The following is a 21,164-nucleotide window of genomic DNA, read 5'->3' on the forward strand; positions in this document are numbered from 1 at the left end:
TTTTAGCTTTGTGAAGGGGATTGGGAGATTTCGTGGTTATCCAGCACTCGATTCACCGCCAGTTCGGCGAGCATGATGATCTGCTGAATCGCCAGAATCGTCCGTCGTTGCGGCAGGTCGATGTACGCGGCGATGTCGCTGGTCATGAGGCTGGCCTGTGCCAGGGATTCGCAGGCGTGGACCAGCAGGCTTTCGCTGTCCTGTTCGGGGGCGACCTGGAACATGGTGCTGGGTTTGTGGAAGCGCAGGGTTAACGCGTTGGGTTTGAGGTAGTGGTCGAGGGCGCGTTCGGCGGCTTCGTGGAATTTCTTCGAACCGGGGAATTCGTAGGGGGTGGTGTCGTCGGTTTCAGGTGGATTAGGCGTTGGTTTGAACATAGGAAACATACTCGTGGCAAGTTGAGTTGAAGCTGCCACTTTTCGTTTTCCAGGCGAAAGGGTGGCAGCTGTGCGCGGACTGGAAAAACCGGTCAACTCACCAAAACCGGCAGGCCCTAGGGCCTCCCGCGCACAGCCGCCATAACATTGCGAGCTAAAAAGCGCCGCAGTATGCCATGAGCTTTGGTAGTTGAAATCGGGTTTTCCAGACCCGGTCGCTGATGCGTCAGCGACACCCAAATCCTAGCCACCGCACTTCCGACGGACAACCTGCAAAACCTGTCGGAAACATCCGCGAAATCGTCGTTTCTGTAGGCTCTGCCGTAGGCTGCGATCTGTTGATTTTTAAACATCAAGATCAAAAGATCGCAGCCTGCGGCAGCTCCTACAGAAGACGCATTGTGTTTAAAAATCAGTTGGCGACGCGCGCGCCGGCGAGGCTGCCGCTGAGTTCGTAGGCGGCCAATTCGGCTTGATGCGCCGCGAGAATTTCCGGCAACGACCCGCGCAGATACTCAACCCACGTCTTGATCTTCGCATCCAGATATTGCCGCGAGGGGTAGATCGCATACAGGTTCAGCTCTTGCGAGCGGTAGTTCGGCATGACCCGCACCAGTGTGCCGTTACGCAAACCTTCGATCGCCGCATACACCGGCAACACGCCCACGCCCATGCCACTGGTGATCGCGGTTTTCATGGCGTCGGCGGAGTTCACCAGAAACGGCGAGCTGTTGATGGTGACCATTTCCTGGCCTTCCGGGCCGTCGAAGGCCCATTTTTCCAGGGGGATCACCGGGCTGACCAGGCGCAGGCAGGCGTGGTTGAGCAGGTCGCTGGGCTTTTGCGCGGCGCCGTTGGCTTTCACGTAGGCCGGGGAGGCGCAGACGATGCTGTAGGTGATGCCCAGGCGTTGCGACACAAAACCTGAGTCCGGCAACTCGCTGGCGAGCACGATGGACACGTCGTAGCCCTCGTCGAGCAGGTCCGGCACGCGGTTGGCCAGGGTCAGGTCGAAGGTCACGTCCGGGTGGGTTTTGCGGTAGCGGGCAATGGCGTCGATGACGAAGTGCTGACCGATGCCGGTCATGGTGTGCACTTTCAATTGCCCGGCCGGGCGTGCGTGGGCGTCGCTGGCTTCGGCTTCGGCCTCTTCGACGTAGGCAAGGATCTGCTCGCAGCGCAGCAGGTAGCGCTTGCCCGCTTCGGTGAGGGCAATGCGCCGCGTGGTGCGATTGAGCAAACGGGTTTGCAGGTGGGCTTCCAGGTTGGAGACCGCGCGCGAGACGTTGGCGGTGGTGGTGTCGAGTTGCACGGCGGCGGCAGTGAAGCTGCCGGCTTCGGCGACACAACTGAAGGCGCGCATGTTTTGCAAAGTGTCCATGGGGTGCTCTCAAGGGAGATGGCAAATTGTGACACGAAGTTTCGGGGGCTGAGACCCCAGACTTAAGGATTATCTCGTTAACCGTAACAAAGATTCACAGAAATCCCAGCTTATCGCCGTACGGGGCCTTCCATAGAATTGCGCCGATCCCTGTAGAAGCTGCCGAAGGCTGCGATCTTTTGATTTTGTTTTAAGGGAATCAAGATCAAAAGATCGCAGCCTGCGGCAGCTCCAACACGGGTTCTCGATCTACCCCTCTCTCAGGAATTCGCAGCTGTGCCGCGTCGCATCAACAGAGCGCTTTTGCCGCTCAGTGTTCTGGCTTTTACCCTGGGTCTTGGCGGCTGCATCTCAACGGACGGAATTGCCCCACAGGGCACGGCAATGGAGGCCAATACACTGGCCACCGACGATGCCATCGCCCACGCCGCCCGTGACGCCAACTGGCCTACCGCGCAATGGTGGCAAGCCTACGGCGACCCGCAACTCAATCGCTGGATCGACCTCGCCGTGCAGGGCAGCCCGACCATGGCCATGGCCGCTGCGCGAGTACGTCAAGCCAAAGCCATGGCCGGTGTCGCCGAATCCGCCGAGTCATTGCAGATCAATGGCGAGTCGACCCTCAAACGCCACAACTGGCCGACCGATCAGTTCTACGGCCCCGGCGATCTGGCCAACACCACCACCTGGGACAACAACGCCGCATTGGGTTTCAGCTATGCGCTCGACCTCTGGGGTCGCGAAAGCAATGCCAGTGAACGCGCGGTGGATCTGGCGCACATGAGCGCGGCCGAGGCGCGGCTGGCGCAGCTGGAATTGCAGAACAACATCATCCGCGCCTACATCGAACTGTCGCTGCATTACGCGCAGCGCGACATCGTCGCCGCGACGCTCAAGCAGCAGCAACAGATTCTCGATCTGGCGCAGAAACGTCTGAACGGCGGAATCGGCACGCATTTCGAAGTCAGCCAAGCCGAAACGCCACTGCCGGAAACCCATCGTCAGCTCGATGCGCTGGATGAAGAAATCGCCCTGAGTCGCAACCAGATCTCTGCGCTCGCCGGCAAAGGTCCGGGGGCGGGCGCGCAGTTGCAGCGCCCGACATTGTCCCTCGGTGCTGCGCTGAAACTGCCGTCGGCATTGCCCGCCGAACTGCTCGGCCAGCGGCCCGATGTGGTCGCCAGTCGCTGGCAAGTGGCGGCGCAGGCGCGCGGTATCGATGTGGCGCATGCCGGGTTTTACCCCAACGTCGATCTGGTCGGCAGCCTCGGCTACATGGCTACCGGCGGGGGCGCGCTGGAGTTTTTGACCGGCAAGAAACTCAACTACAACGTTGGTCCGGCGATCTCGCTACCGATCTTCGACGGTGGCCGACTGCGCGCCGAATTGGGTGAGGCCTCCGCCGGTTACGACATCGCCGTGGCGCATTACAACCAGACGCTGGTGAATGCGCTGAAGAACATCTCCGATCAGTTGATCCGCCGCGAGTCGATGGACAAGCAGCAAGGCTTCGCCGCCGAGTCGGTGGCCACGGCGCAGAAGACCTACGACATCGCGATGATCGCTTATCAGCGCGGCCTCACCGATTACCTCAACGTGCTCAATGCGCAGACGTTGCTGTTCAAGCAGCAGCAGGTGCAGCAGCAGGTGCAGGCGGCGCGGTTGAGTGCGTATGCCGAACTGGTGACGGCGCTGGGTGGTGGGCTGGGGGCAGGCAACGATGTGCCGACCGCCGAGAAAACCCAAGCGCCGAAAAACCCGATTCTCCTGCATTGAACACACATCAAATTGTAGGAGTGAGCCTGCTCGCGATAGCGGTGTATCAGTCAACAGAAATGTTGGATGTAAAATCGCCATCGCGAGCAGGCTCACTCCTACAGGTATCGCGTCTTGCCTGAATTCTTGAGCACAATTAAATGACCCCCTTGCCCGCACCTCTGCGCTGGCTCTACTCCCTGGAATGGCGCCGTGGTTTCTTCGACTGGGTGCGCAGCGATGGCGTGACCTGGGTCTACATCTTCAAGGTGTTGATCGCCGCATTCCTCACCCTGTGGCTGGCCATGCGCCTGGAATTGCCGCAACCGCGCACGGCGATGATCACCGTGTTCATCGTCATGCAGCCGCAGAGCGGCCAGGTGTTTGCCAAGAGTTTCTATCGCTTCCTCGGCACGTTGGCCGGGTCGGCGATGATGGTCACGTTGATCGCGTTGTTCGCGCAAAACACCGAGCTGTTCCTCGGTTCGCTGGCGATCTGGGTCGGCATCTGCTCGGCCGGTGCCGCACGTTGCCGCAACTTCCGCGCCTATGGTTTTGTCCTCGCCGGCTACACCGCGGCGATGGTCGGATTACCCGCGTTGGCGCACCCGGACGGCGCGTTCATGGCAGCGGTTTGGCGAGTGCTGGAGATCTCGCTGGGGATTCTTTGCTCGACCCTGATCAGCGCCGCGATCCTGCCGCAAACCGCCAGCGCCGCCATGCGCAACGCCTTGTATCAGCGCTTCGGCGTGTTCGCGCTGTTCGTCACCGATGGCCTGCGCGGGCGCAGCAAAGCCGAGTCTTTCGAGGCCAGTAACGTACGCTTCATCGCTGAAGCCGTGGGCCTTGAAGGCTTGCGCAGCGTGACCGTGTTCGAAGACCCGCACATGCGTCGGCGCAACGGCCGATTGAGTCGTTTGAACAGCGAGTTCATGGGCATCACCACGCGCTTCAACGCGCTGCATCAGTTGCTTGAACGCTTGCGCGGCAACGGCGAAGAACATGTGGTTGCCGCGATCAGACCGGGTCTGCAGGATCTCGCCGAAGTGCTCGACGGCTTCAGCGGTCGTGCTCTGACCAGCCCCGACGCCGCCCGTTTGGCGACAGCGCTGGCGACCTACAAGGAGGGGCTGCCGGCACGGGTTCGAAGCTTGCGAGCAATCTTCCAGGAAACCGATCCAAGCGAAGCCGAGCAACTGGATTTCCACACCGCCTACGAACTGCTTTATCGCTTCGTCGACGACCTGCACAGTTATGCACAGACCCACGCGTCATTGGCCGATCACCGCCACGAACGTGAGCGCTGGGACGAGCCATTCACCCCGCAAACCAACTGGTGGGCCGCCGCCGCGTCGGGCATTCGCGCCTCGTTCATTCTGGTGGTGCTCGGCAGTTATTGGGTTGCCACTGCGTGGCCAAGCGGTGCGACGATGACCCTGATCGCCGCCGCCACCGTGGGCCTGTCCGCCGCTACACCGAACCCGAAACGCATGGCTTTCCAGATGGCGTGCGGCACGTTTCTCGGTGCGCTGATCGGCTTTGTCGAGATGTTTTTCATCTTCCCGTGGATCGATGGTTTCCCGCTGCTGTGCGTGATGCTCGCGCCGGTGATCGTGCTCGGCTCGTTCCTCACCTCGCGCCCGCAATACGCCGGGGTCGGCCTCGGTTTGCTGATCTTCTTCAGCACCGGTTCGGTGCCGGACAACCTGACCATTTACAACCCGTACACCTTCATCAACGACTACATCGCCATGGTCATGGGCATGCTGGTCTGTGCCGCTGCCGGGGCGATTATTCTGCCGCCGAACAGCCGCTGGTTGTGGAAGCGCCTGGAGCAGGATCTGCGTGGCCAAGTGGTCTATGCGATCAGCGGCAAACTCAAAGGCCTGGCCTCGAGTTTCGAGAGCCGTACCCGCGATTTGCTGCACCAGGCCTACGGTCTCGCGGCCGGTCAACCGAAGGTGCAGAAGAACCTGCTGCGCTGGATGTTCGTGGTCCTGGAAGTCGGCCACGCGATCATCGAGTTGCGCAAGGAACAGGCGATCCTGCCGGTGCACCCGGCCTATGCCGAATCGCAGCCGTGGCGCCAGGCAATCCGCGTGATGGGCCGCGCGCTGGTGCGACTGTTCCTGCAACCGAACGCCAGCAATCTCGAACGCGCACTGGTCGCGGTCGACCATGCGATCAGTCGCGTAGCGGCCACTGATGAGCCGTTCGCGCCGCACTTCGATACCTCGGCATTGCGTCGGGTGAAGAGCTATCTGCACTTCATCCGCACTTCGTTGCTCGACCCGCAATCACCGCTCGCTGCCTACGCCATCGCCAAGCCCGAAGGACTTGCCCATGCCTCGTGAAATCGCCTTCCACGGCGTGTACATGCCGACCATGACCCTGATGTTTTTCATCGCTGCGGCGCTGGCCTGGGCGGTGGACCGCTTCTTGTCCGGGTTCGATCTGTACCGCTTCTTCTGGCACCCGGCGCTGTTGCGCCTGAGTCTGTTTACCTGTCTGTTCGGCGCCATGGCGCTGACTGTCTACCGTTGAGAACGATCTGATGAAAAAGTTTTTCAGCCTGCTCGCGACCCTGCTGGTGCTGGCCCTGGCGTTGTGGATCGGCCGCACGTTGTGGGAGCACTACATGAACACGCCGTGGACTCGAGATGGCCGAGTCCGCGCCGACATCATCAACGTCGCCGCCGACGTCACCGGTGAAGTGATCGATGTGCCGGTGCGCGACAACCAGTTAGTGAAGAAGGGTGATTTGCTCATGCAGATCGACCCCGAGCACTACCGCATCGCGGTCAAACAGGCGCAGTCGCTGGTCGCCTCGCGCAAGTCGACGTGGGAGATGCGCAAGGTCAACGCCCATCGCCGCGCCGATCTGGACAACCTGGTGATCTCCAAGGAAAACCGCGATGACGCCAGCAACATCGCCGACGCCGCGCTGGCCGATTACCAACACGCCCAAGCACAACTGGAAGCCGCCGAACTCAACCTCAAACGCACCGAAGTACGCGCGGCGGTCGACGGTTATGTGACTAACCTCAATGTGCATCGCGGCGACTACGCGCGCATCGGCGAGGCGAAAATGGCCGTGGTCGACATGAACTCGTTCTGGGTTTACGGCTTCTTCGAAGAAACCAAACTGCCCCACGTCAAAGTCGGTGACGAGGCCGACATGCAGTTAATGAGCGGCGAAGTGCTCAAGGGCCACGTGGAGAGCATCTCGCGCGGCATTTATGACCGCGACAACCCGGAAAGCCGCGAGCTGATCGCCGATGTGAACCCGACGTTCAACTGGGTACGACTGGCGCAGCGGGTGCCGGTGCGGATTCATATTGATGAAGTGCCGGAAGGTGTGCTGCTGGCGGCGGGGATTACCTGCACGGTGGTGGTGAATCAGAGCACGGTGGTTAACTGACAGACCGTGTGGCTCCTTTCGCGAGCAGGCTCGCTCCCACAGAGGTCATGCATTTCAAATGTGGGAGCGAGCCTGCTCGCGAATGGGGGCGACTCGGTATTTCAGACCAACACCGAGCAATCACTCAGCGCAAAACGTCTCCTGCAAATGTAGCCACAACACCCGCCCGGTTTCGAGTTTTTCAAACACCACGGTCGAACGCCGATCCGTGTGCACACCGCTCGCATCGCTTTGCTGTTCGCGGTAACTCACGGTCGCGCCGCGCTGATGCAGGGCAATCACACGTAACTCACTGAGCTGGATTCTGAAACCTTTCTTCTGTCCGCCTGCGGCTCGGAACAGCAGGCGCAAGGCATCGATATCCAGCGCTCTGCCCAACGGCGTCACCATGGAAAAGCGTGGCGAAAAACGCGCCAGCAAGCGCTGCAGCGCGGCGTCATCTTCTTCTACGGCAAACCATCGTTCGATGGCTTCGTGCGCCTGGATCACTTCGTCCAGGTAGGGTGTGGCGTCGTTCATGCAGTTTTTTCCTCAAGGGCAGTCGGGTTCAATAGCGCGAGCACGTGGGTCGAGTCGAAACGCAGGACGGCGACCATCGGCAACAGCGTGAGCAGGGCGGCAGCGATAAAACAGGCTTGGAAACCAACACCGCCCAAAGCGCCCAGCAGTGAACCGAGCAGCGCCGCCGCGAGGCAGAAACCGAGTTGACGATTGATGTTCCACAGGGCACTGGAGTGGCCCATTTTTTCTGGCGCGATGCCAACAAAGGCCAAGGTCTGCGCGGTGACGCTGCACAGGCTACCGCCCAGCCCCATCAGGGCATAGGCGATGATCAGCGGCGTGCTGGCGGGTTGTTCGCTGCGTATCAGCAAAACGATGCCCAGGCATTGTAGGAGCATGCCGGCGCTGAGCAATGGCTTGGGGCCGAGGCGGTTGAAGCTGCGCTTGCCAAGCATGATCGCCACGCCCGAACCGACCGCCCACGGCAGCATCAGCGCGCCGGTTTGTGCCGCGCCGACACCGAGGTTGTGCAGGTACAGCACGGCTATCATGTGGGTGCCGGTGAACACCCCCGGCACGCACAGGTAGATCAGCATCGCCACGCGCAGAGACGGGTTCTTGATCAGTTGCAGGTCGAGGATCGCGCCGGGTTTGTGCCAGCCATCGCGCAGGTAAATGCACAGGGTCAGAAGGCTCAGCAGCAGGGCAGCGATGCCGAGGTTACGGGTGTCGGCGTCGCTCAACAGACTGATGGCGATCAACAGTAAACTTAGCGCCGAGGCTGCCAGCAGCAGGCCGCGCGCGTCCAGCGTCGGGCGTTCAGTCAACGGTTGATCGGCTTTCAACCAGAGCAGGCCAAGCCCAAGTGCGAGCAGTGTCACCGGCAGATTCAGGTAAAAAATCCAGCGCCACGACAGCGCTTGAACGATCAGTCCACCGGCCGCCGGCGACAGTGCCGGCACCAGCAGCGCCACCAGCAACACCACTCCGGTGAAGTGCGCGCGTTGCGTCGCCGGGAACTGTCGATACGCCAAGGCCTGGCCCACCGGCAGCAGCAGTCCGCCACCGAGGCCTTGCAGCAGTCGCCAGGCAATCAGGCTTTCAATCGATCCCGCCTGCGCCACCAGTGCCGAGCCCACACCGAACAGCAGCAGCGAGGCGAGGATCAAGCGCCGCTCGCCGATCCGGGTCGCCAGCCACACGCTCAGCGGAATGATCAGCGTGAGGCCAAGCATGTAGGCGTTGCTGATCCACGCCAGTTGCGTGACCGAGGCGTGCAATTGTTGCGCGATGTCGGGGTAGGCGATGCTGGCGACGAACATGTTCAGCAGGTCGAGCGCGAAGCCCAACAAATACACCAGCGCGACTTTCGAACGATAAGCCATGGCAGCTTCCCTGTGATGAGACGTGCAGGGTAGGGCGCTTCTGGTCATAGGAAAACGCTGGTTTGGCTGCTAGTTTGTCAAAATTATTTTGACAACGAGTGCCTTTGATATGGTCAGTCTGGATCGGTTTGACACCTTCAAAGCGGTGGTCGAGGCGGGATCACTCACGGCTGCTGCTGACACATTGGGGCAAACGCGTGCCGTGGTCAGTTTCAATCTCAAGCGCCTGGAGGAGGAGCTGGGCGTGACCTTGCTCACCCGCAATACGCGGCAACTGGCGCTGACCGATGCCGGTGAGCGCTTTTATCGACGCTGTTTGCGCACGCTGGATGAGGCGCGGCTGGCGATCGAAGAGGCGCGTTCGGAGCACGCACAGCTCAAGGGCACCTTGCGCATCACCACGACTGTCGAATTTGCTCTGGTCCAGGTGGTGCCGGCGCTGGAAGTGTTTCGCCAGCAGCAACCGCAACTGAATATTCATTTGTCCACATCATCGACCCATGCCGATTTGATTTCCGAGCGGTTTGACCTGGCGATTCGTCTGGGGCGCATGCACGACTCCAATCTGCGTGCAGTGCAGTTATCGACGTTCGAAGTGTTTGCAGTGGCGGCGCCGGGGTTGGTCGAACGCTTTGCGCCGGTGGCCACGCTGGCAACGCTGGAGTCGATGCCGACGTTAGGGCATGGGCGGGTGCCGGAAATGACCGTGAGCGATCCGGCCGGTGTGGAGCATTTCTATCAGCCTAAACCGGGGAACACCGCGATTGTTGCGGATAACTCGGCAACGCTGCGGGCCTTTGCATTGACCGGGCAAGGTGTGGCGATACTGCCGCAATGGTTGATTCAGGACGATCTCGATGCCGGGCGGTTGCAGCGTTTGCTGGTGGATTACCGGTTTGCGCAGCAGGGGGTGTATGCGCTGTACCCTGACACCCGGCATTTGCCGCTGAAAGTGCGGGCGTTCATTGATTTCATGAAGGGCTGGGGATGAGTGTTGGCTGATCTGGCCTCTTCGCGAGCAGGCTCGCTCCCACAGGGGACCTTCGGCATGACAGATATCCAATGTGTGCGAGCCTGCTCGCGAAAGCGTCAACCCGGTCTCAGAGCTTTGCGCGCAACCCGAACCGCTTCATCAATGTCCACTCCAGCAACCCTTTAGGCAGCAACGCCGCCAACAACGGCAACGCCCGGCTGCCATTACCAATACGAACCCGCCGTGGCGGTTTGCTCTGCTGCACAGCCTTCAACAGTTCAGCGGCAAACTCACTGGCCGGGGTCGGCTTGTCCTGCGACGCCTTGGCCCGCGCGCGAATGCCCTCACGCAGTGGAAACCACGGCGATTGTTCATTGATCAACTGCTCAGCTTCATGCCCGGCGTTCTTGGCAAAACTCGACTGGATCGCCCCCGGTTGAACTTCCATAACGCGAATGCCGAACGGTGCGAGCTCCATGCGCAGTGCATCGCTCAACGCATGCACCGCCGCTTTCGATGCGCAATAGGCACCGGCGAACGGCGTGACCAGAACCCCTGAAACACTGCCGATATTCACCACCAGACCCTTGGCCCGGCGCAGCACCGGGAACAGCGCGCGCGTGACCCCGACAATCGAAAACACGTTGGTCTCGAACTGGCGTTGCATCGCCGGCACGCCGCCGTCGAGCAGAGGCCCCATGGCGCCATAGCCTGCATTGTTGATCAGCACATCGAGGCCGCCGTGTTGCTGGTTGATCCGCTCGCCAAGCTGCTCCAGCGCCACATTGTCATTGACGTCGAGTTGCACGGCGGTGAACCCGGCCGACGCCAGCAACGCCACGTCTTCAGCCTTGCGCGCACTGGCCCAGACCTCGTAGCCAGCAGCTTTGAACGCATCGGCGAGGGCGCGGCCGATGCCGCTGGAACAACCGGTAATCAACGCAACGGGCATGGCGCTTTCCTTGTGCAAAAAATCGTGGGAGGGGATCAGTCGGAGAAACTACCTTGCAATCGCTCGGCGCGAAACTCCAGGGTTTGCGGGCGATAACCGGAGCGTAGCGGCGGCATCGGCAGGCAGTCTTCCCATTCGCCGCCGGCCTGCAATTCGCCGGGGCCACGATAGCGCGGGGCGGTGTATTGGTTGTCGGCCAGATTGACCGTGTCGCCCGGCGCGTAGGCAGCGATGCGCCAGCGCAGTTCGGTCAGGGGCACGTCGTTGCCGTTTTTCATTTTCAGTTGCAGCGGACGATCGGCCGGGCATTGTTCCGGGGCGTAAGCGATACGCATCTCAAGACGCGCCAGTTGCTTGACCTCGCGGTTGTCCAGCCACACCACCCACATGGCCACAAAACCCAGGCCAATCGCCGCCGCCACCGAAACCGGCAAAGCTTTGGCCGGGTAGCGCAACAGCAGGATCAACCAGGTGATGACCAGCAGAATGCCGATGAACATGTCGCACAACCTCGAGGAGAGAGAGGGTCATCCTACCTAAGCGTAGGTGAGGTTGGCGATGGGCATCGGGACTTGCGGTGTCTGACCGGGCCTCTTCGCGAGCAGGCTCGCTCCCACAGGGGAATGCATTTCAAGTGTGGGAGCGAGCCTGCTCGCGAAGAGGCCATTTCAGGCGACACAGAATCAGGACAAAAAAGCCCCCGCCCAACCCGCTGCGGATAGGGGACGCAGCGGGCTGGACGGGGGCTTCTTGTTTTATCGATCAGTTATTGCGCGATGGTTTTCACCGACACGCCGCGTTCGATCGGGGTGGAGCGGCCGTAGATATCTTCGAAGCGTTCGATATCGTCTTCACCCAGGTAGCTGCCCGATTGCACTTCGATGATTTCCAGCGGGATCTTGCCCGGGTTGCGCAGGCGGTGCACCGAGGCGATCGGGATGTAGGTCGACTGGTTTTCGCAGAGCAGGAACACGTTTTCATCGCAGGTCACTTCGGCGGTGCCGCTGACCACGATCCAGTGTTCGGCGCGGTGGTGGTGCATCTGCAGCGACAGGCACGCGCCCGGTTTCACCGAGATGTGCTTGACCTGGAAGCGCCCGCCCATGTCCACCGAGTCGTACGAGCCCCACGGACGGTAAACCTCGCAGTGGTTCTGGGTTTCGCTGCGGCCTTGCTCGTTGAGCGTGTTGACCATCTGCTTGACGCCCTGAACCTTGTCTTTGTGGGCGATCATCATGGCGTCTTTGGTTTCGACCACGACGATGTTTTCCAGACCGATCACCGACACCAGTTTGCCGTTGCCGTGGATCATGCAGTTCTTGCTGTCCTGAATCACTACATCGCCTTTGGTGACGTTGCCGTTGGCGTCCTTCTCGTTGACTTCCCACAGCGACGACCAGCAACCGACATCGCTCCAGCCAGCGGTCAGTGGCACGACGCAGGCGCGCTGGGTTTTTTCCATGACGGAGTAGTCGATGGAATTGTCCGGGCAGCAGGCGAAGGTGGCTTCGTCGAAGGTGATGGTGTCGGCGTCCTGATGGCTGCGCTCAAGGGTCAGCAGACAGGTGTCGTAGATGTCCGGGTCGTGCTTTTTCAGTTCTTCGAGGAAGCGGCTGGCGCGGAACAGGAACATGCCGCTGTTCCAGTAGTAACCGCCGGACTCGACGTACTCAGTGGCACGTTTGACGTCAGGTTTTTCGACGAAGTGCGAAACGCGGCTGACGCCTTCGGGCAGCAGCGAATCGCCGGTGGATTTGATGTAGCCGTAACCGGTTTCCGGTTTGGTCGCCGGCACGCCGAACAGGACCATTTCGCCGTTTTCGGCGGCAACGGTAGCCAGGGCCAGAGCACGTTGCAGGGCTTTCTGGTCTTCCAGTACGTGGTCGGCCGGCAGTACCAGCATCAGTTCGTCACGGCCTTCATTGACCAGCATCATCGCGGTCAGCGCCACGGCCGGCGAGGTGTTGCGGCCGAACGGTTCCATCAGGATGCGTTGGCATTCCAGATTGCGATTGGCCAACTGCTCGTTGACGATGAAGCGGTGATCCTTGTTGCAGACCACGATCGGGGTGTCCATGCCTTCGAACACCAGGCGCTCGAGGGTCTGCTGGAACAGGGTGTGTTCGCCGGTCAGGGCGAGGAATTGCTTAGGGAACTGCTTACGCGAAAGCGGCCAGAGACGCGAACCGCTACCACCTGACAAGATCACCGGAATCATATTGTTTACTCCATAAAATCGATTGGTTAGAGGCACGAACGCTGTGTCGTTTCACTCTTGTTTTTGTCTCGTACCGAGAGGCCGCCGCATTCCCCTGTAGGAGCTGCCGAAGGCTGCGATCTGGTGATCTTGATCTTCAAAAACAAAGTCAAAAGATCGCAGCGTGCCGCAGCTCCTACAGGGGTCAGCGTCTCATCGGAAAAATAATTAGCGAGTCGATACCGGGCGTTTCACCCAGACTGGCGACAGGCTGCTGCCGCTGCCGGTGACGTACAGCACCGCAGCTTCTCCGCGCTCCAGGGCGACCGGTTTAACGTCGCCGACTTTCTTGTCGCCTTCGTACAGCGCCAGGCTGACTTTCACCGGGTTGATTTCACGTTCGCCACGGCCCTTGGCGGCCACGTTCGGCACCACGTCGGTCTTACCGTCGGCGGTCTTCAGGGTCAGCGGTTTGTCGCTGAGGTTCTGCACACGCACCAGGGATTTCTGCTTGTTCTTGAACGGTGGTTCTTCGATCAATTGCGGCGCGCCGGAAGCGTTGTTGACCAGGGTGTAGTAGTGGTCACCAGCCAGTTTCACCGGCAGGGTCTGGCTGCCAACTTTGGCGCTGTAATCACCGCCCGGCATGAAGCTGAAGTCACTGCTGGCCAGTGGCGCAACGTCGCTCAGGTTGGTGCTGCCGACAGTCGCGCTGACTTCAGCATTGCTGGCGTTATAGACACGCACAAAGGTCGAGCCTTTCGGTGCGGTCGGGCCGTACAGCGCGGCGTCGCCACCGGCGAAGGCAGGGACGGAAAGCACGCTGAGGCCAGCAACCAGTGCGAAGCTTTTAGCGAGACGACGAGGAGTAGTAGTGAAAGTCATGGTGTACCTCTCTTTCAGTTTTGCGCCCGATCGGGCGTCTCGGATTTAGTGTTGATTGCTACGTTTTGTTGGCGCGCGCCGGCTTGTTTAAGCTCTGCGACCCACTGCGGGTCGGCGTCGCCGATTTCGTTGTTCACAGGCAGATAACGTTCAGGAAACTCCCAGATCAGCACCTGTGGCGGGCTGTTCTTGAAGTCATCGCTTTTCAGGTAGCTGAGCATCGGCAGGATCGGGCCGTGGCCGTCTTCGGCGTAGCTCACCACGTCGCTGTGCAGCGCTTGTTTCAGCGCACCGACGAAGTTCCAGTTGGGGTTGGCGCTGTAGCTGGTGCCGACCAGTGCCACCGGCACTTCATTGCTGGCGAACAGCGCGTCGTCACCGGCAGGCTGATCGCCAGCCGCGACGGTGTTGCGCTTTTGCAGTGGCTCTTGCGCCGGCATCAGGTTTTCGAACAGCGGATCGAGCGGCAGGAACAGACGCAGATCGCCCTTGTGCGTGACCTTCTCCGCTGGCGTGGTAACGAAGCGTTGCGGCTCGCCGCTCAGCGGGAACTTGTCGGCGATGGTTTTCGCCAGGGTGTTCGCGGCAATCTCGGCGCCTTCCGGCGTCCAGTGCGTATCGGTACGCAGGAACACTTGCTGACCATTCTGCTTGGCCTGTTGCAATGGCTTGAGCAGGTCCGGGGCGAGGATCTTGTCGGCCGCCACACGTTGGTGGAAATCCTGATAGAGGTTTTCGTGGATGCTCGCCGGTTTCACTTCACCCAGATGCTCCGGGTACAGACGAACCTTGGCCGGCACGATCGCCATCACCAGTTTCACGCCTTTCGCTTTCAGGGTCTGGCGCACGCCTTCAACCAGCGCGTAGTTGCCTTGCAGGTTCAGCTCTTCGTTGACGATCGGGTTGAATTCCTCATCGCTGTACAACCACTGGTCGCGACCGAGCACCACGCCCGGACGACCTTCGTTGAACAGTTTGAAATCCAGCGCGGCCCAGAGATTGGTGCCCAGACGCTTGATCGGAAACTCTTCGTCATAGTGGGTTTCCACGGCTTTGGTCCAGCGGCCGTTGAGCACCGTCGCATCGGCGTTGGTGCTGAAGCCGAAGAAGCTGCGAACCGACCACAGACCGAGGACCAACAGGGTCACCAGGAACAGGGCGATGTAGAAGATGCGTAATGAGCGGGTCATGTCAGATCCCTCAGAACTGGAAGTAAAGGAACGGCGAGAAGCTTTGCGCCGAGAGTTTGAGAATCGAGGCGATGAACAGCAGCAGGATCAGACCGCGCATCACGTAGCGCGACCAGTCCGCGCTCCAGTAGGCCGGTTGCACCTGGGCTTCGACGCCGACGGTGTAGCCAGGCTCGTGGATGCTTGCCGGGTTTTCGCCAGGAGCGGCTTTGATCATTCCCGGGGTCGCGGTGGCAGGGCCGTTGGCCTCGACGTTGACTTCAGGTTTGCTCTTGGCTGGCGGCTGATTGGTGTACAGATCGCGCAGACCGAAGAACGCCAGCGTCACGTACGCAACAACCAGAGTCGCCACTTGCAGACCGGTAAGGCTGGCCTGATTGAGTTCCGACAGCGACCAGTCGCCGAAGCTGAACATCGCGCCGTACATGCGCCCGGCAACGTGCAGGTTTTCGGCACGGAAGATCACCCAGCCCATGACTACGAGCAGGAAGGTCAGCGCCCAGCGAATCGGGTTGAGGCTGCGCGGAGAGGTGTTCAGGCCCAGCGCTTTTTCAATCGCCAGCCACATGCCGTGCCAGGCGCCCCAGACGATGTAGGTGATGTTCGCGCCGTGCCACAGACCGCCGAGGAGCATGGTCAGGAACAGGTTGCGATACGTCATCAGCGTGCCTTTACGGTTACCGCCGAGGGTGATGTACAGATAGTCACGCAGCCAGGTCGACAGGCTGATGTGCCAGCGACGCCAGAACTCGGTGATCGACTGGCTGATGTACGGCTGCTTGAAGTTTTCCATGAAACGGAAACCCATCATCAGGCCCAGACCAATCGCCATGTCGCTGTAGCCGGAGAAGTCGAAATACAGCTGCGCGGTGTAGGCCAGCGCGCCAAGCCAGGCATCGCCGGTGGTCGGGTTTTGCAAGGCGAAGCAATGGTCAGCGACCACCGCGAGGGTGTCAGCGATGAAGACCTTTTTGATGAAACCCTGCATGAACCGCGTGCAGCCCTCGGAGAACTTGTCGAGGGTGTGCGTGCGGTTGTTGAACTGGTCGGCGAGGTCGCGGAAACGCAACACCGGGCCGGCAATCAGGTGCGGGAAGATCGCCACGAAGGCCGCGAAGTCGATCAGGTTGCGCGTGGCCGGGGTGTCGCCGCGATACACGTCGATGATGTAGCTGATCGACTCGAAGATGTAGAACGAGATACCGATCGGCAACAGCACGTGGGTGAGGATGAACGGCTCAAGACCGACCGACGTCATCATCGCGTTGATGCTGTCGACGCCGAAGTTGGCGTACTTGAAGTAGCCGAGGATGCACAGGTCCACCGCGACGCCAAGCAACAGCCAGCGCTGCGCCGGTTTGGTCCGCACACCGGCGGCACCGACTTTGAGGCCGATCCAGTAGTTCCACAGCGTGACGGCCGCGAACAGCGCGAGGAAGTCCACACGCCACCAGGCGTAGAACACGTAGCTGGCGATCAGCAGCAGCAGGTTGCGATAGCGTTGCCCGCTCAAGTAGTACAAGCCGAGAAAGATCGGCAAGAACAGAAACAGGAACACGTTGGATGAAAATACCATCCCGATCTCTCCATGTTTGAACCAACAGTCAAGGGCCAAAGCCCCCCCAAACCCCCCGTGGTAGTGGAGGGGCAAAACGGTGTTTCTGTCAGGGTTGTGCCGGGCCTTGAAAACTTGCCCTCACCCCCCGCCCTCTCCCGGAGGGAGAGGGAGCCTGATCTCCATGGTTTTCAAAAATGGAGATCGACTCGGTATTTCTGTGCAGCCTGATCTCGGTTGTTTTTCAACACCTGAGATCGACTCGGTATTTCTGTGCCGCCTGATCTCGGTTGTTTTTCAACGCCTGAGATCAACTCGGTATTTCATTTCGGCGTAACTCGTACAACCACCTCGGTCAGTCCCCTCTCCCTTTGGGAGAGGGTTAGGGTGAGGGGCTTTTGCTTTATGAGCCTTTGTTGCCCTTCTCATGCGATGGGTCGTAGACCTTGGTCAGGTCGCCGCCGAGGCGGAAGGTCTTGAACGGCTGCATGCCGTGCTTCTTCTCGATCACATCAGGCGCACAGGTGTAGAGCGTGCAGAACGGTTCGAGCCAGGCGAATTTCATGTCCTCTTTCAGATCGGTCATGTCCTGCTCTTTGCCGTTCTTCTTCTCGAATTCGTCCGGGTCTTTCACCCCCGACAACACCCGATCACCGAGACGTTTCAGCGCACCGTTGTTCTCCTGACGCAAATCAACGCCGTTGACCTGGGCGAAACTGGCGATCATCGCCAACGGCGGCAGGGCGTAGTTGTGATAGGCGAGGGCGCGTTGCTGGCGCTTGAGTTCGTTCGGCAGGAAGCCGTCGGCATCGACTTGGTTGACGCCAACCTTGTATTCCTTCACTGCCCAGTCAAACAGGTCGCGGCGGTTGGTCGCGATCGAGGTCGCCATCACCGACCAGGCGGCCCAGTACGAGTGGTTGTTGGTTTTTTCCAGCGGCAGGTTGTCCCAATCGCTGACGACCTGATCGGCCATTTTGCTGAACCACGCCTCGATCAACTGCGCTTCCTGCTGATGCTGGGCCAGTGGGTGCGAGTCGGAGAACTTCAGGCGAATGTACGAAGACGCCATGCTGCCCAGCGCCCATTTGCGCATCGACTTGCCGGTGTGGTTGAAGTCCTTCGACATCAACGCATCGGCCTTGGCCCACGCGGTCAGCCAATTGAGCGTGCAATCGAGCTGCTCCGGGCGACCGTCGCGCATGAACTGCATCACCCGTTTGGCGGTGCCGCGTTCCAGCGTGGTGATGTCTTTGGTGGTGTCGCGAAAGGCTTTTTCCGACTGCACGTTCAGCGTCGCGCGGGCCTTGTCCGAACCTTCGTATTTGCTGCGAAATTGCAGCGGCCCGGTGTACGGCGTCGGCATCGCATCGCAGCCTTCGCTTTTGTCACCGGTCTTGAATTTATCCACAGGCGCGAAATAGCCCTGGGGTGGACGCAGTGGCGCGGCGGCCTGCGCGGTGCCGGCGAAGATCGCCAGCCCGAGCAGCGTCGGCGCTAAAAGAGTTTTCAGTTTCGAGTTTCGCATAGCAGACCTCATTGCCCGACCTGAGCGGTTTGTTGCCCAGCGCCCGGGAATACGTTGCGTTTGCAGATTTTCGCTTCGACTTTCTGTGGCGCAGCGCCGGCTTCTGGCCCTTGGACTTCGACCGCCAGCAGGTTTTGCGAGGCCCAGTCTTCGTCCGTGCGCAGCTCAAAGGCGAAACGACCGTCGGTGTCGGAGGTTTCCGGTTTCTCGATCTTGATGTCCTCGTGGCGACCGTTCATGTACCAGAGGGTGGCTTGCAGGGTTTTCACCGAAGGGTCGGCGAAGCGGATGTCGACCTGATGGCTGCTGTTCTGCAGGTTCAGGTTCTTGCTGTTGACCAGCAGTTCTTGTTTGCTGCCCGGCTTGAGCGTGGTGCTCGCGGACATTTGCGCGTCTTTGCCTTCGCAGCCGTTGTCGAGAAGAGACATCATCTGGCGATAGATGGTTTCCTGGTCGAGGCGGTACAGCGGCGAGAATTCCCAGATGAGAATTTTCGGCGGGGTCTTCTGGAATTCGTCGCTGCCCAGGTACTGCAACATCGAACCTTCCAGACCACCGCCGGGGAAGGCGACGTTGAGAATGTCGGCGCCGATGGCTTCTTCGAGGAAACCGGCGAAGTTGTAGTTCTTGCCGCTGTGCGAAGTACCGACGAGGGTGATTTGCGGGTTGCCGGAATCGCCGAACAGATCGCCGTCGCCTGCTTCGCCCTTAGGCTCGGTGGTGAATTGATCCATGTACTGGATCGCGTAACTGGTGCCGCACAGTTGCCCGGCCATGTTGTGCAGGGTACCGGTCTTGCCCATGCGCCCGGAGCGCTTGGTTTCGAATTCACGCTTGGGAATGTCGGCGAAGGCCGGAATCTGCTTGACCTTCTCGGCAACGATTTTCGCCGTGCGCTGTGCGCCGTAAGGGGTCCAGTGCTGGTCGCCGCGGAAGTAGAAATCGTGGGCGGGCAGGGTGTCCGGCAGCGATTCGTTGGTCAGCGGCGACAGGTCTGGCACCACGTAACCCATCTTGGCGAAACGGCCGAGCATGGTCTTGTAGTTGCCCAGCGCTTTCTCGTAATCGAACGCGGCTTTTTCCTGCGGGTTGAGCTTGTTGCGGTTCACCAGGCCACGGGTCGGCTGGTAAACGATCACCAGCTCGACGCCCTTGGCTTTGAACGCATCGTGCAGTTGTTGCAGGCGTTTGTAGCCGGCCGGGGTGGTGTTGAACTCGGTACGCAGGTCTTCCTGCGTCCGGAACAGCCAGTCACCTTGCGCCTGCACCAGGGTGGTGAAGTTCTGCTGATAACGCGTGGTGTAGTTCTTCGCGTCATGGGCGGCCGGGCACAGGTTGCAGCACGGTTCGGCGCTGAACTTCGGTGGCGTGGCGGCGGCGCCTTCATCGGCGCGCGCACCGTTGCTGGCCGCGAGAATGCCCACGGTCAGGGCCGACAGGCTGAGTAATCTGATCAAGTGTGGGTGCATAAAATTATCCTCAGTCCTGCATTTCGGTCTGGCGTTCGACAGGGTCGATCAGCACGGCTTTCTGCTGGCGCACCAGCAGGTCGAGAATTTCATCCTGGCGCTCGCCGAGGATGCCGTTGAAGCTGATGCCGCTGGATTTGGTCGGCGCCAGCATCGACACGCGATACAGCTCGACACTCAAAGGCGAATCGATCGACAGCGGGCCGCTGCCATTGGCCGCCAGTTCACCGCCGACGACGATCAGCGACACCTGCGCATCGAACGGGTCGAGCTTGATGTCACGGTCGGTGTCGGTGAGGTCTTTGATGTGGCCGTAAACACCGGTCAAACCGTTGGCCATGGCGACGTTTTCGTAGAGGCGGATGTTCACGCTGTTACGAATACGGATGCCGTGACGCTTGTTGCTGATGACCTTGTTGCCCCACAGCAGGTTGTCGGCAGACTCGTAGAGGGTGATGCCGTCGGTGTGGTTCTTGTAGATATCGTTGTAGGCAATGATGTTGTTGACGCTGTTACGGTCGATCACCAGGCCCGAGAGTTTGTTGTCGTAGCTTTTGTTGTTGAAGATGAAGCTGTCGTTGACCTCACGGGAAATAATGATCCCGTGCTTCTTCTTCGTACCGTACACGGTGTTCTCGGCAATGATCAGGCCGTGGGAACGGTCGTGTGGATCGATGCCGTAGACGATGTTGTCTTTGTAGGTGTTGCCCTTGACCACAAAGTCGCGGGTCTCGTAGCAGTAGAAGCCGTACCACATGTCGGAGAACTCGGAGCCGACGATCCAGCCGGTCGGTTCAGGACGCTTGAGCACCTTGGCCATGTTCGGCGTGTACTGGGAAATACTCACGCCGTACGACTTACTGTTGGCGTAACCGAAACTGGCCATCTTGCTGTTGACGATGTAGGTCTCGGTGCCACCCCAGGCGAGCAGGAACGGACGGAATTCCTTCGGCGAACGGAAGGTCGCCGGGCCGTTGTCCTGTTCGCGCCAGCCTGTGACTTTGGTGTCACGCACAAACAGTTGGCCGTCGTTGACCATGAATGCACCGGCCTCTTGCGACAGGCGCAGTTCCTGGGTCTGACCGTCGATTTCGAGGATGCCGTTACGGCCGACGACGATCGGCAGCTTCGACAGGTACACGCCCGGCGAGGTCTCGCTGAAGTACTGCTTGGGCAGTTTCTGCGCCAGGTCCTTGAGGTTCATGTAGCCGTCATCGACGAAGATCGCCTGGGGGATGCCGTGCTGACGCACCACCCATTCGGCCATCTTGTTGTCGCCGCCGATAAAGTCCTTCAGCGCGTCTTCCTGCATCATCCGGCGCACGCTGACTTTGCCTGCTTTGCTGCGGACGATTTTCGCCGCAGCGGCTTCGGCGGTGTAGCCGGAAATGTCCGGCAGTTTCGGCGCGGCCAGGTTCAGCGCTTCGGTCGGCGCGCTGCTGACCGTGTAGGTCTTGGCTTGTTGCAGCTCTTTCGCGGTGGTCACCGGTTTAACCGGCTCCACAGTCGCGAAGGTGCTGGCGCTGGCCAGCAGCATCGCGCCGGCCAGCAGGCTGAGTGAGCCTGTCCTGGTGCTGATCATGTCGGGCACTCCC

The 21,164-nt window shown here is 60.3% G+C and carries 18 protein-coding genes; 5 read left to right on the forward strand and 13 right to left on the reverse strand.

From position 1 onward, the window contains the following. Nucleotides 1-2: 2 nt before the first annotated feature. Both LOY43_RS04805 and LOY43_RS04810 read right to left on the reverse strand, forming a co-directional pair. Nucleotides 3-377 (reverse strand): DUF6124 family protein, encoded by a 375-nt coding sequence (locus LOY43_RS04805; RefSeq protein WP_095049811.1) that lies wholly within the window; start codon nucleotides 375-377, stop codon nucleotides 3-5. Nucleotides 378-789: 412 nt separating this feature from the next. Then, a complete protein-coding gene (locus LOY43_RS04810; protein WP_007914118.1) occupies nucleotides 790-1,758 on the reverse strand; it encodes a LysR family transcriptional regulator in 969 nt (322 codons plus the stop codon). A gap of 276 nt (nucleotides 1,759-2,034) precedes the next feature. Between LOY43_RS04810 and LOY43_RS04815 the strand changes: the two genes are divergently transcribed. The 4 genes from LOY43_RS04815 (at nucleotide 2,035) to LOY43_RS04830 (ending at nucleotide 6,934) form a co-directional block, all read left to right on the forward strand. After that, the gene (locus LOY43_RS04815; RefSeq protein ID WP_258709277.1) at nucleotides 2,035-3,534 is read left to right on the forward strand and encodes an efflux transporter outer membrane subunit; all 1,500 of its coding nucleotides are present in this window, start codon (nucleotides 2,035-2,037) and stop codon (nucleotides 3,532-3,534) included. Nucleotides 3,535-3,674: 140 nt separating this feature from the next. After that, nucleotides 3,675-5,867: an FUSC family protein gene (locus tag LOY43_RS04820; protein ID WP_258709278.1), complete on the forward strand. Its 2,193-nt coding sequence runs from the start codon at nucleotides 3,675-3,677 to the stop codon at nucleotides 5,865-5,867. Beyond that, nucleotides 5,857-6,057, forward strand: coding sequence for a DUF1656 domain-containing protein (locus tag LOY43_RS04825; protein ID WP_007914106.1), 201 nt, complete (start codon nucleotides 5,857-5,859; stop codon nucleotides 6,055-6,057). The genes LOY43_RS04820 and LOY43_RS04825 overlap by 11 nt, the downstream gene beginning before the upstream one ends. A 10-nt stretch (nucleotides 6,058-6,067) precedes the next feature. Then, the gene (locus tag LOY43_RS04830; RefSeq protein ID WP_095049814.1) at nucleotides 6,068-6,934 is read left to right on the forward strand and encodes an HlyD family secretion protein; all 867 of its coding nucleotides are present in this window, start codon (nucleotides 6,068-6,070) and stop codon (nucleotides 6,932-6,934) included. A gap of 120 nt (nucleotides 6,935-7,054) precedes the next feature. Here the strand turns inward: LOY43_RS04830 and LOY43_RS04835 are convergent, their stop codons facing one another. Both LOY43_RS04835 and LOY43_RS04840 read right to left on the reverse strand, forming a co-directional pair. Continuing rightward, entirely contained in the window at nucleotides 7,055-7,453 is a 399-nt protein-coding gene (locus LOY43_RS04835) for a DUF4440 domain-containing protein (RefSeq protein WP_220557952.1), read from the reverse strand. After that, a complete protein-coding gene (locus LOY43_RS04840; protein WP_258709279.1) occupies nucleotides 7,450-8,820 on the reverse strand; it encodes an MFS transporter in 1,371 nt (456 codons plus the stop codon). Before LOY43_RS04840 ends, LOY43_RS04835 begins: the two co-directional genes overlap by 4 nt. A 109-nt stretch (nucleotides 8,821-8,929) precedes the next feature. Between LOY43_RS04840 and LOY43_RS04845 the strand changes: the two genes are divergently transcribed. After that, on the forward strand, nucleotides 8,930-9,811 hold the full coding sequence (locus LOY43_RS04845; RefSeq protein WP_258709280.1) for a LysR family transcriptional regulator: 882 nt from the start codon (nucleotides 8,930-8,932) through the stop codon (nucleotides 9,809-9,811). A 109-nt stretch (nucleotides 9,812-9,920) separates the two neighbouring features. On the opposite strand, the gene LOY43_RS04850 is transcribed toward LOY43_RS04845, so the two are convergent. The 9 genes from LOY43_RS04850 to algG all read right to left on the reverse strand — a co-directional run bounded on the left by LOY43_RS04850 (nucleotide 9,921) and on the right by algG (nucleotide 21,151). Further along, the gene (locus LOY43_RS04850; RefSeq protein WP_095050989.1) at nucleotides 9,921-10,745 is read right to left on the reverse strand and encodes an SDR family oxidoreductase; all 825 of its coding nucleotides are present in this window, start codon (nucleotides 10,743-10,745) and stop codon (nucleotides 9,921-9,923) included. 35 nt (nucleotides 10,746-10,780) lie between these two features. Further along, entirely contained in the window at nucleotides 10,781-11,245 is a 465-nt protein-coding gene (locus LOY43_RS04855) for a multidrug transporter (RefSeq protein WP_258709281.1), read from the reverse strand. A gap of 266 nt (nucleotides 11,246-11,511) precedes the next feature. Next, nucleotides 11,512-12,963: a mannose-1-phosphate guanylyltransferase/mannose-6-phosphate isomerase gene (locus LOY43_RS04860; protein WP_258709282.1), complete on the reverse strand. Its 1,452-nt coding sequence runs from the start codon at nucleotides 12,961-12,963 to the stop codon at nucleotides 11,512-11,514. A gap of 207 nt (nucleotides 12,964-13,170) precedes the next feature. Continuing rightward, nucleotides 13,171-13,827 (reverse strand): alginate O-acetyltransferase AlgF, encoded by a 657-nt coding sequence (locus LOY43_RS04865; protein WP_007914291.1) that lies wholly within the window; start codon nucleotides 13,825-13,827, stop codon nucleotides 13,171-13,173. Between the two features lie 14 nt (nucleotides 13,828-13,841). Continuing rightward, nucleotides 13,842-15,017, reverse strand: coding sequence for an alginate O-acetyltransferase (locus tag LOY43_RS04870; RefSeq protein WP_095050985.1), 1,176 nt, complete (start codon nucleotides 15,015-15,017; stop codon nucleotides 13,842-13,844). Between the two features lie 10 nt (nucleotides 15,018-15,027). After that, the gene (locus LOY43_RS04875; RefSeq protein WP_016985188.1) at nucleotides 15,028-16,593 is read right to left on the reverse strand and encodes an MBOAT family protein; all 1,566 of its coding nucleotides are present in this window, start codon (nucleotides 16,591-16,593) and stop codon (nucleotides 15,028-15,030) included. A 382-nt stretch (nucleotides 16,594-16,975) separates the two neighbouring features. Continuing rightward, nucleotides 16,976-18,100 (reverse strand): mannuronate-specific alginate lyase, encoded by a 1,125-nt coding sequence (locus LOY43_RS04880; RefSeq protein WP_095050983.1) that lies wholly within the window; start codon nucleotides 18,098-18,100, stop codon nucleotides 16,976-16,978. Nucleotides 18,101-18,108: 8 nt separating this feature from the next. Then, a complete protein-coding gene (locus tag LOY43_RS04885; protein ID WP_095050982.1) occupies nucleotides 18,109-19,569 on the reverse strand; it encodes an alginate O-acetyltransferase in 1,461 nt (486 codons plus the stop codon). 10 nt (nucleotides 19,570-19,579) lie between these two features. Then, the gene (gene algG, locus LOY43_RS04890; RefSeq protein WP_258709283.1) at nucleotides 19,580-21,151 is read right to left on the reverse strand and encodes a mannuronan 5-epimerase AlgG; all 1,572 of its coding nucleotides are present in this window, start codon (nucleotides 21,149-21,151) and stop codon (nucleotides 19,580-19,582) included. Nucleotides 21,152-21,164 lie beyond the last annotated feature (13 nt).

Source organism: Pseudomonas sp. B21-041 (genome assembly GCF_024748675.1).
Classification (GTDB): domain Bacteria; phylum Pseudomonadota; class Gammaproteobacteria; order Pseudomonadales; family Pseudomonadaceae; genus Aquipseudomonas; species Aquipseudomonas neuropathica.

Coding starts and splice junctions, on each gene's coding strand:
- LOY43_RS04805 (WP_095049811.1), bottom strand. CDS start 377: ATGTTCAAACCAACGCCTAATCCACCTGAAACCGACGACACCACCCCC.
- LOY43_RS04810 (WP_007914118.1), bottom strand. CDS start 1,758: ATGGACACTTTGCAAAACATGCGCGCCTTCAGTTGTGTCGCCGAAGCC.
- LOY43_RS04855 (WP_258709281.1), bottom strand. CDS start 11,245: ATGTTCATCGGCATTCTGCTGGTCATCACCTGGTTGATCCTGCTGTTG.
- LOY43_RS04875 (WP_016985188.1), bottom strand. CDS start 16,593: ATGGTATTTTCATCCAACGTGTTCCTGTTTCTGTTCTTGCCGATCTTT.
- LOY43_RS04865 (WP_007914291.1), bottom strand. CDS start 13,827: ATGACTTTCACTACTACTCCTCGTCGTCTCGCTAAAAGCTTCGCACTG.
- algG (WP_258709283.1), bottom strand. CDS start 21,151: ATGATCAGCACCAGGACAGGCTCACTCAGCCTGCTGGCCGGCGCGATG.
- LOY43_RS04860 (WP_258709282.1), bottom strand. CDS start 12,963: ATGATTCCGGTGATCTTGTCAGGTGGTAGCGGTTCGCGTCTCTGGCCG.
- LOY43_RS04825 (WP_007914106.1), top strand. CDS start 5,857: ATGCCTCGTGAAATCGCCTTCCACGGCGTGTACATGCCGACCATGACC.
- LOY43_RS04870 (WP_095050985.1), bottom strand. CDS start 15,017: ATGACCCGCTCATTACGCATCTTCTACATCGCCCTGTTCCTGGTGACC.
- LOY43_RS04880 (WP_095050983.1), bottom strand. CDS start 18,100: ATGCGAAACTCGAAACTGAAAACTCTTTTAGCGCCGACGCTGCTCGGG.
- LOY43_RS04845 (WP_258709280.1), top strand. CDS start 8,930: ATGGTCAGTCTGGATCGGTTTGACACCTTCAAAGCGGTGGTCGAGGCG.
- LOY43_RS04830 (WP_095049814.1), top strand. CDS start 6,068: ATGAAAAAGTTTTTCAGCCTGCTCGCGACCCTGCTGGTGCTGGCCCTG.
- LOY43_RS04850 (WP_095050989.1), bottom strand. CDS start 10,745: ATGCCCGTTGCGTTGATTACCGGTTGTTCCAGCGGCATCGGCCGCGCC.
- LOY43_RS04885 (WP_095050982.1), bottom strand. CDS start 19,569: ATGCACCCACACTTGATCAGATTACTCAGCCTGTCGGCCCTGACCGTG.
- LOY43_RS04835 (WP_220557952.1), bottom strand. CDS start 7,453: ATGAACGACGCCACACCCTACCTGGACGAAGTGATCCAGGCGCACGAA.
- LOY43_RS04840 (WP_258709279.1), bottom strand. CDS start 8,820: ATGGCTTATCGTTCGAAAGTCGCGCTGGTGTATTTGTTGGGCTTCGCG.
- LOY43_RS04820 (WP_258709278.1), top strand. CDS start 3,675: ATGACCCCCTTGCCCGCACCTCTGCGCTGGCTCTACTCCCTGGAATGG.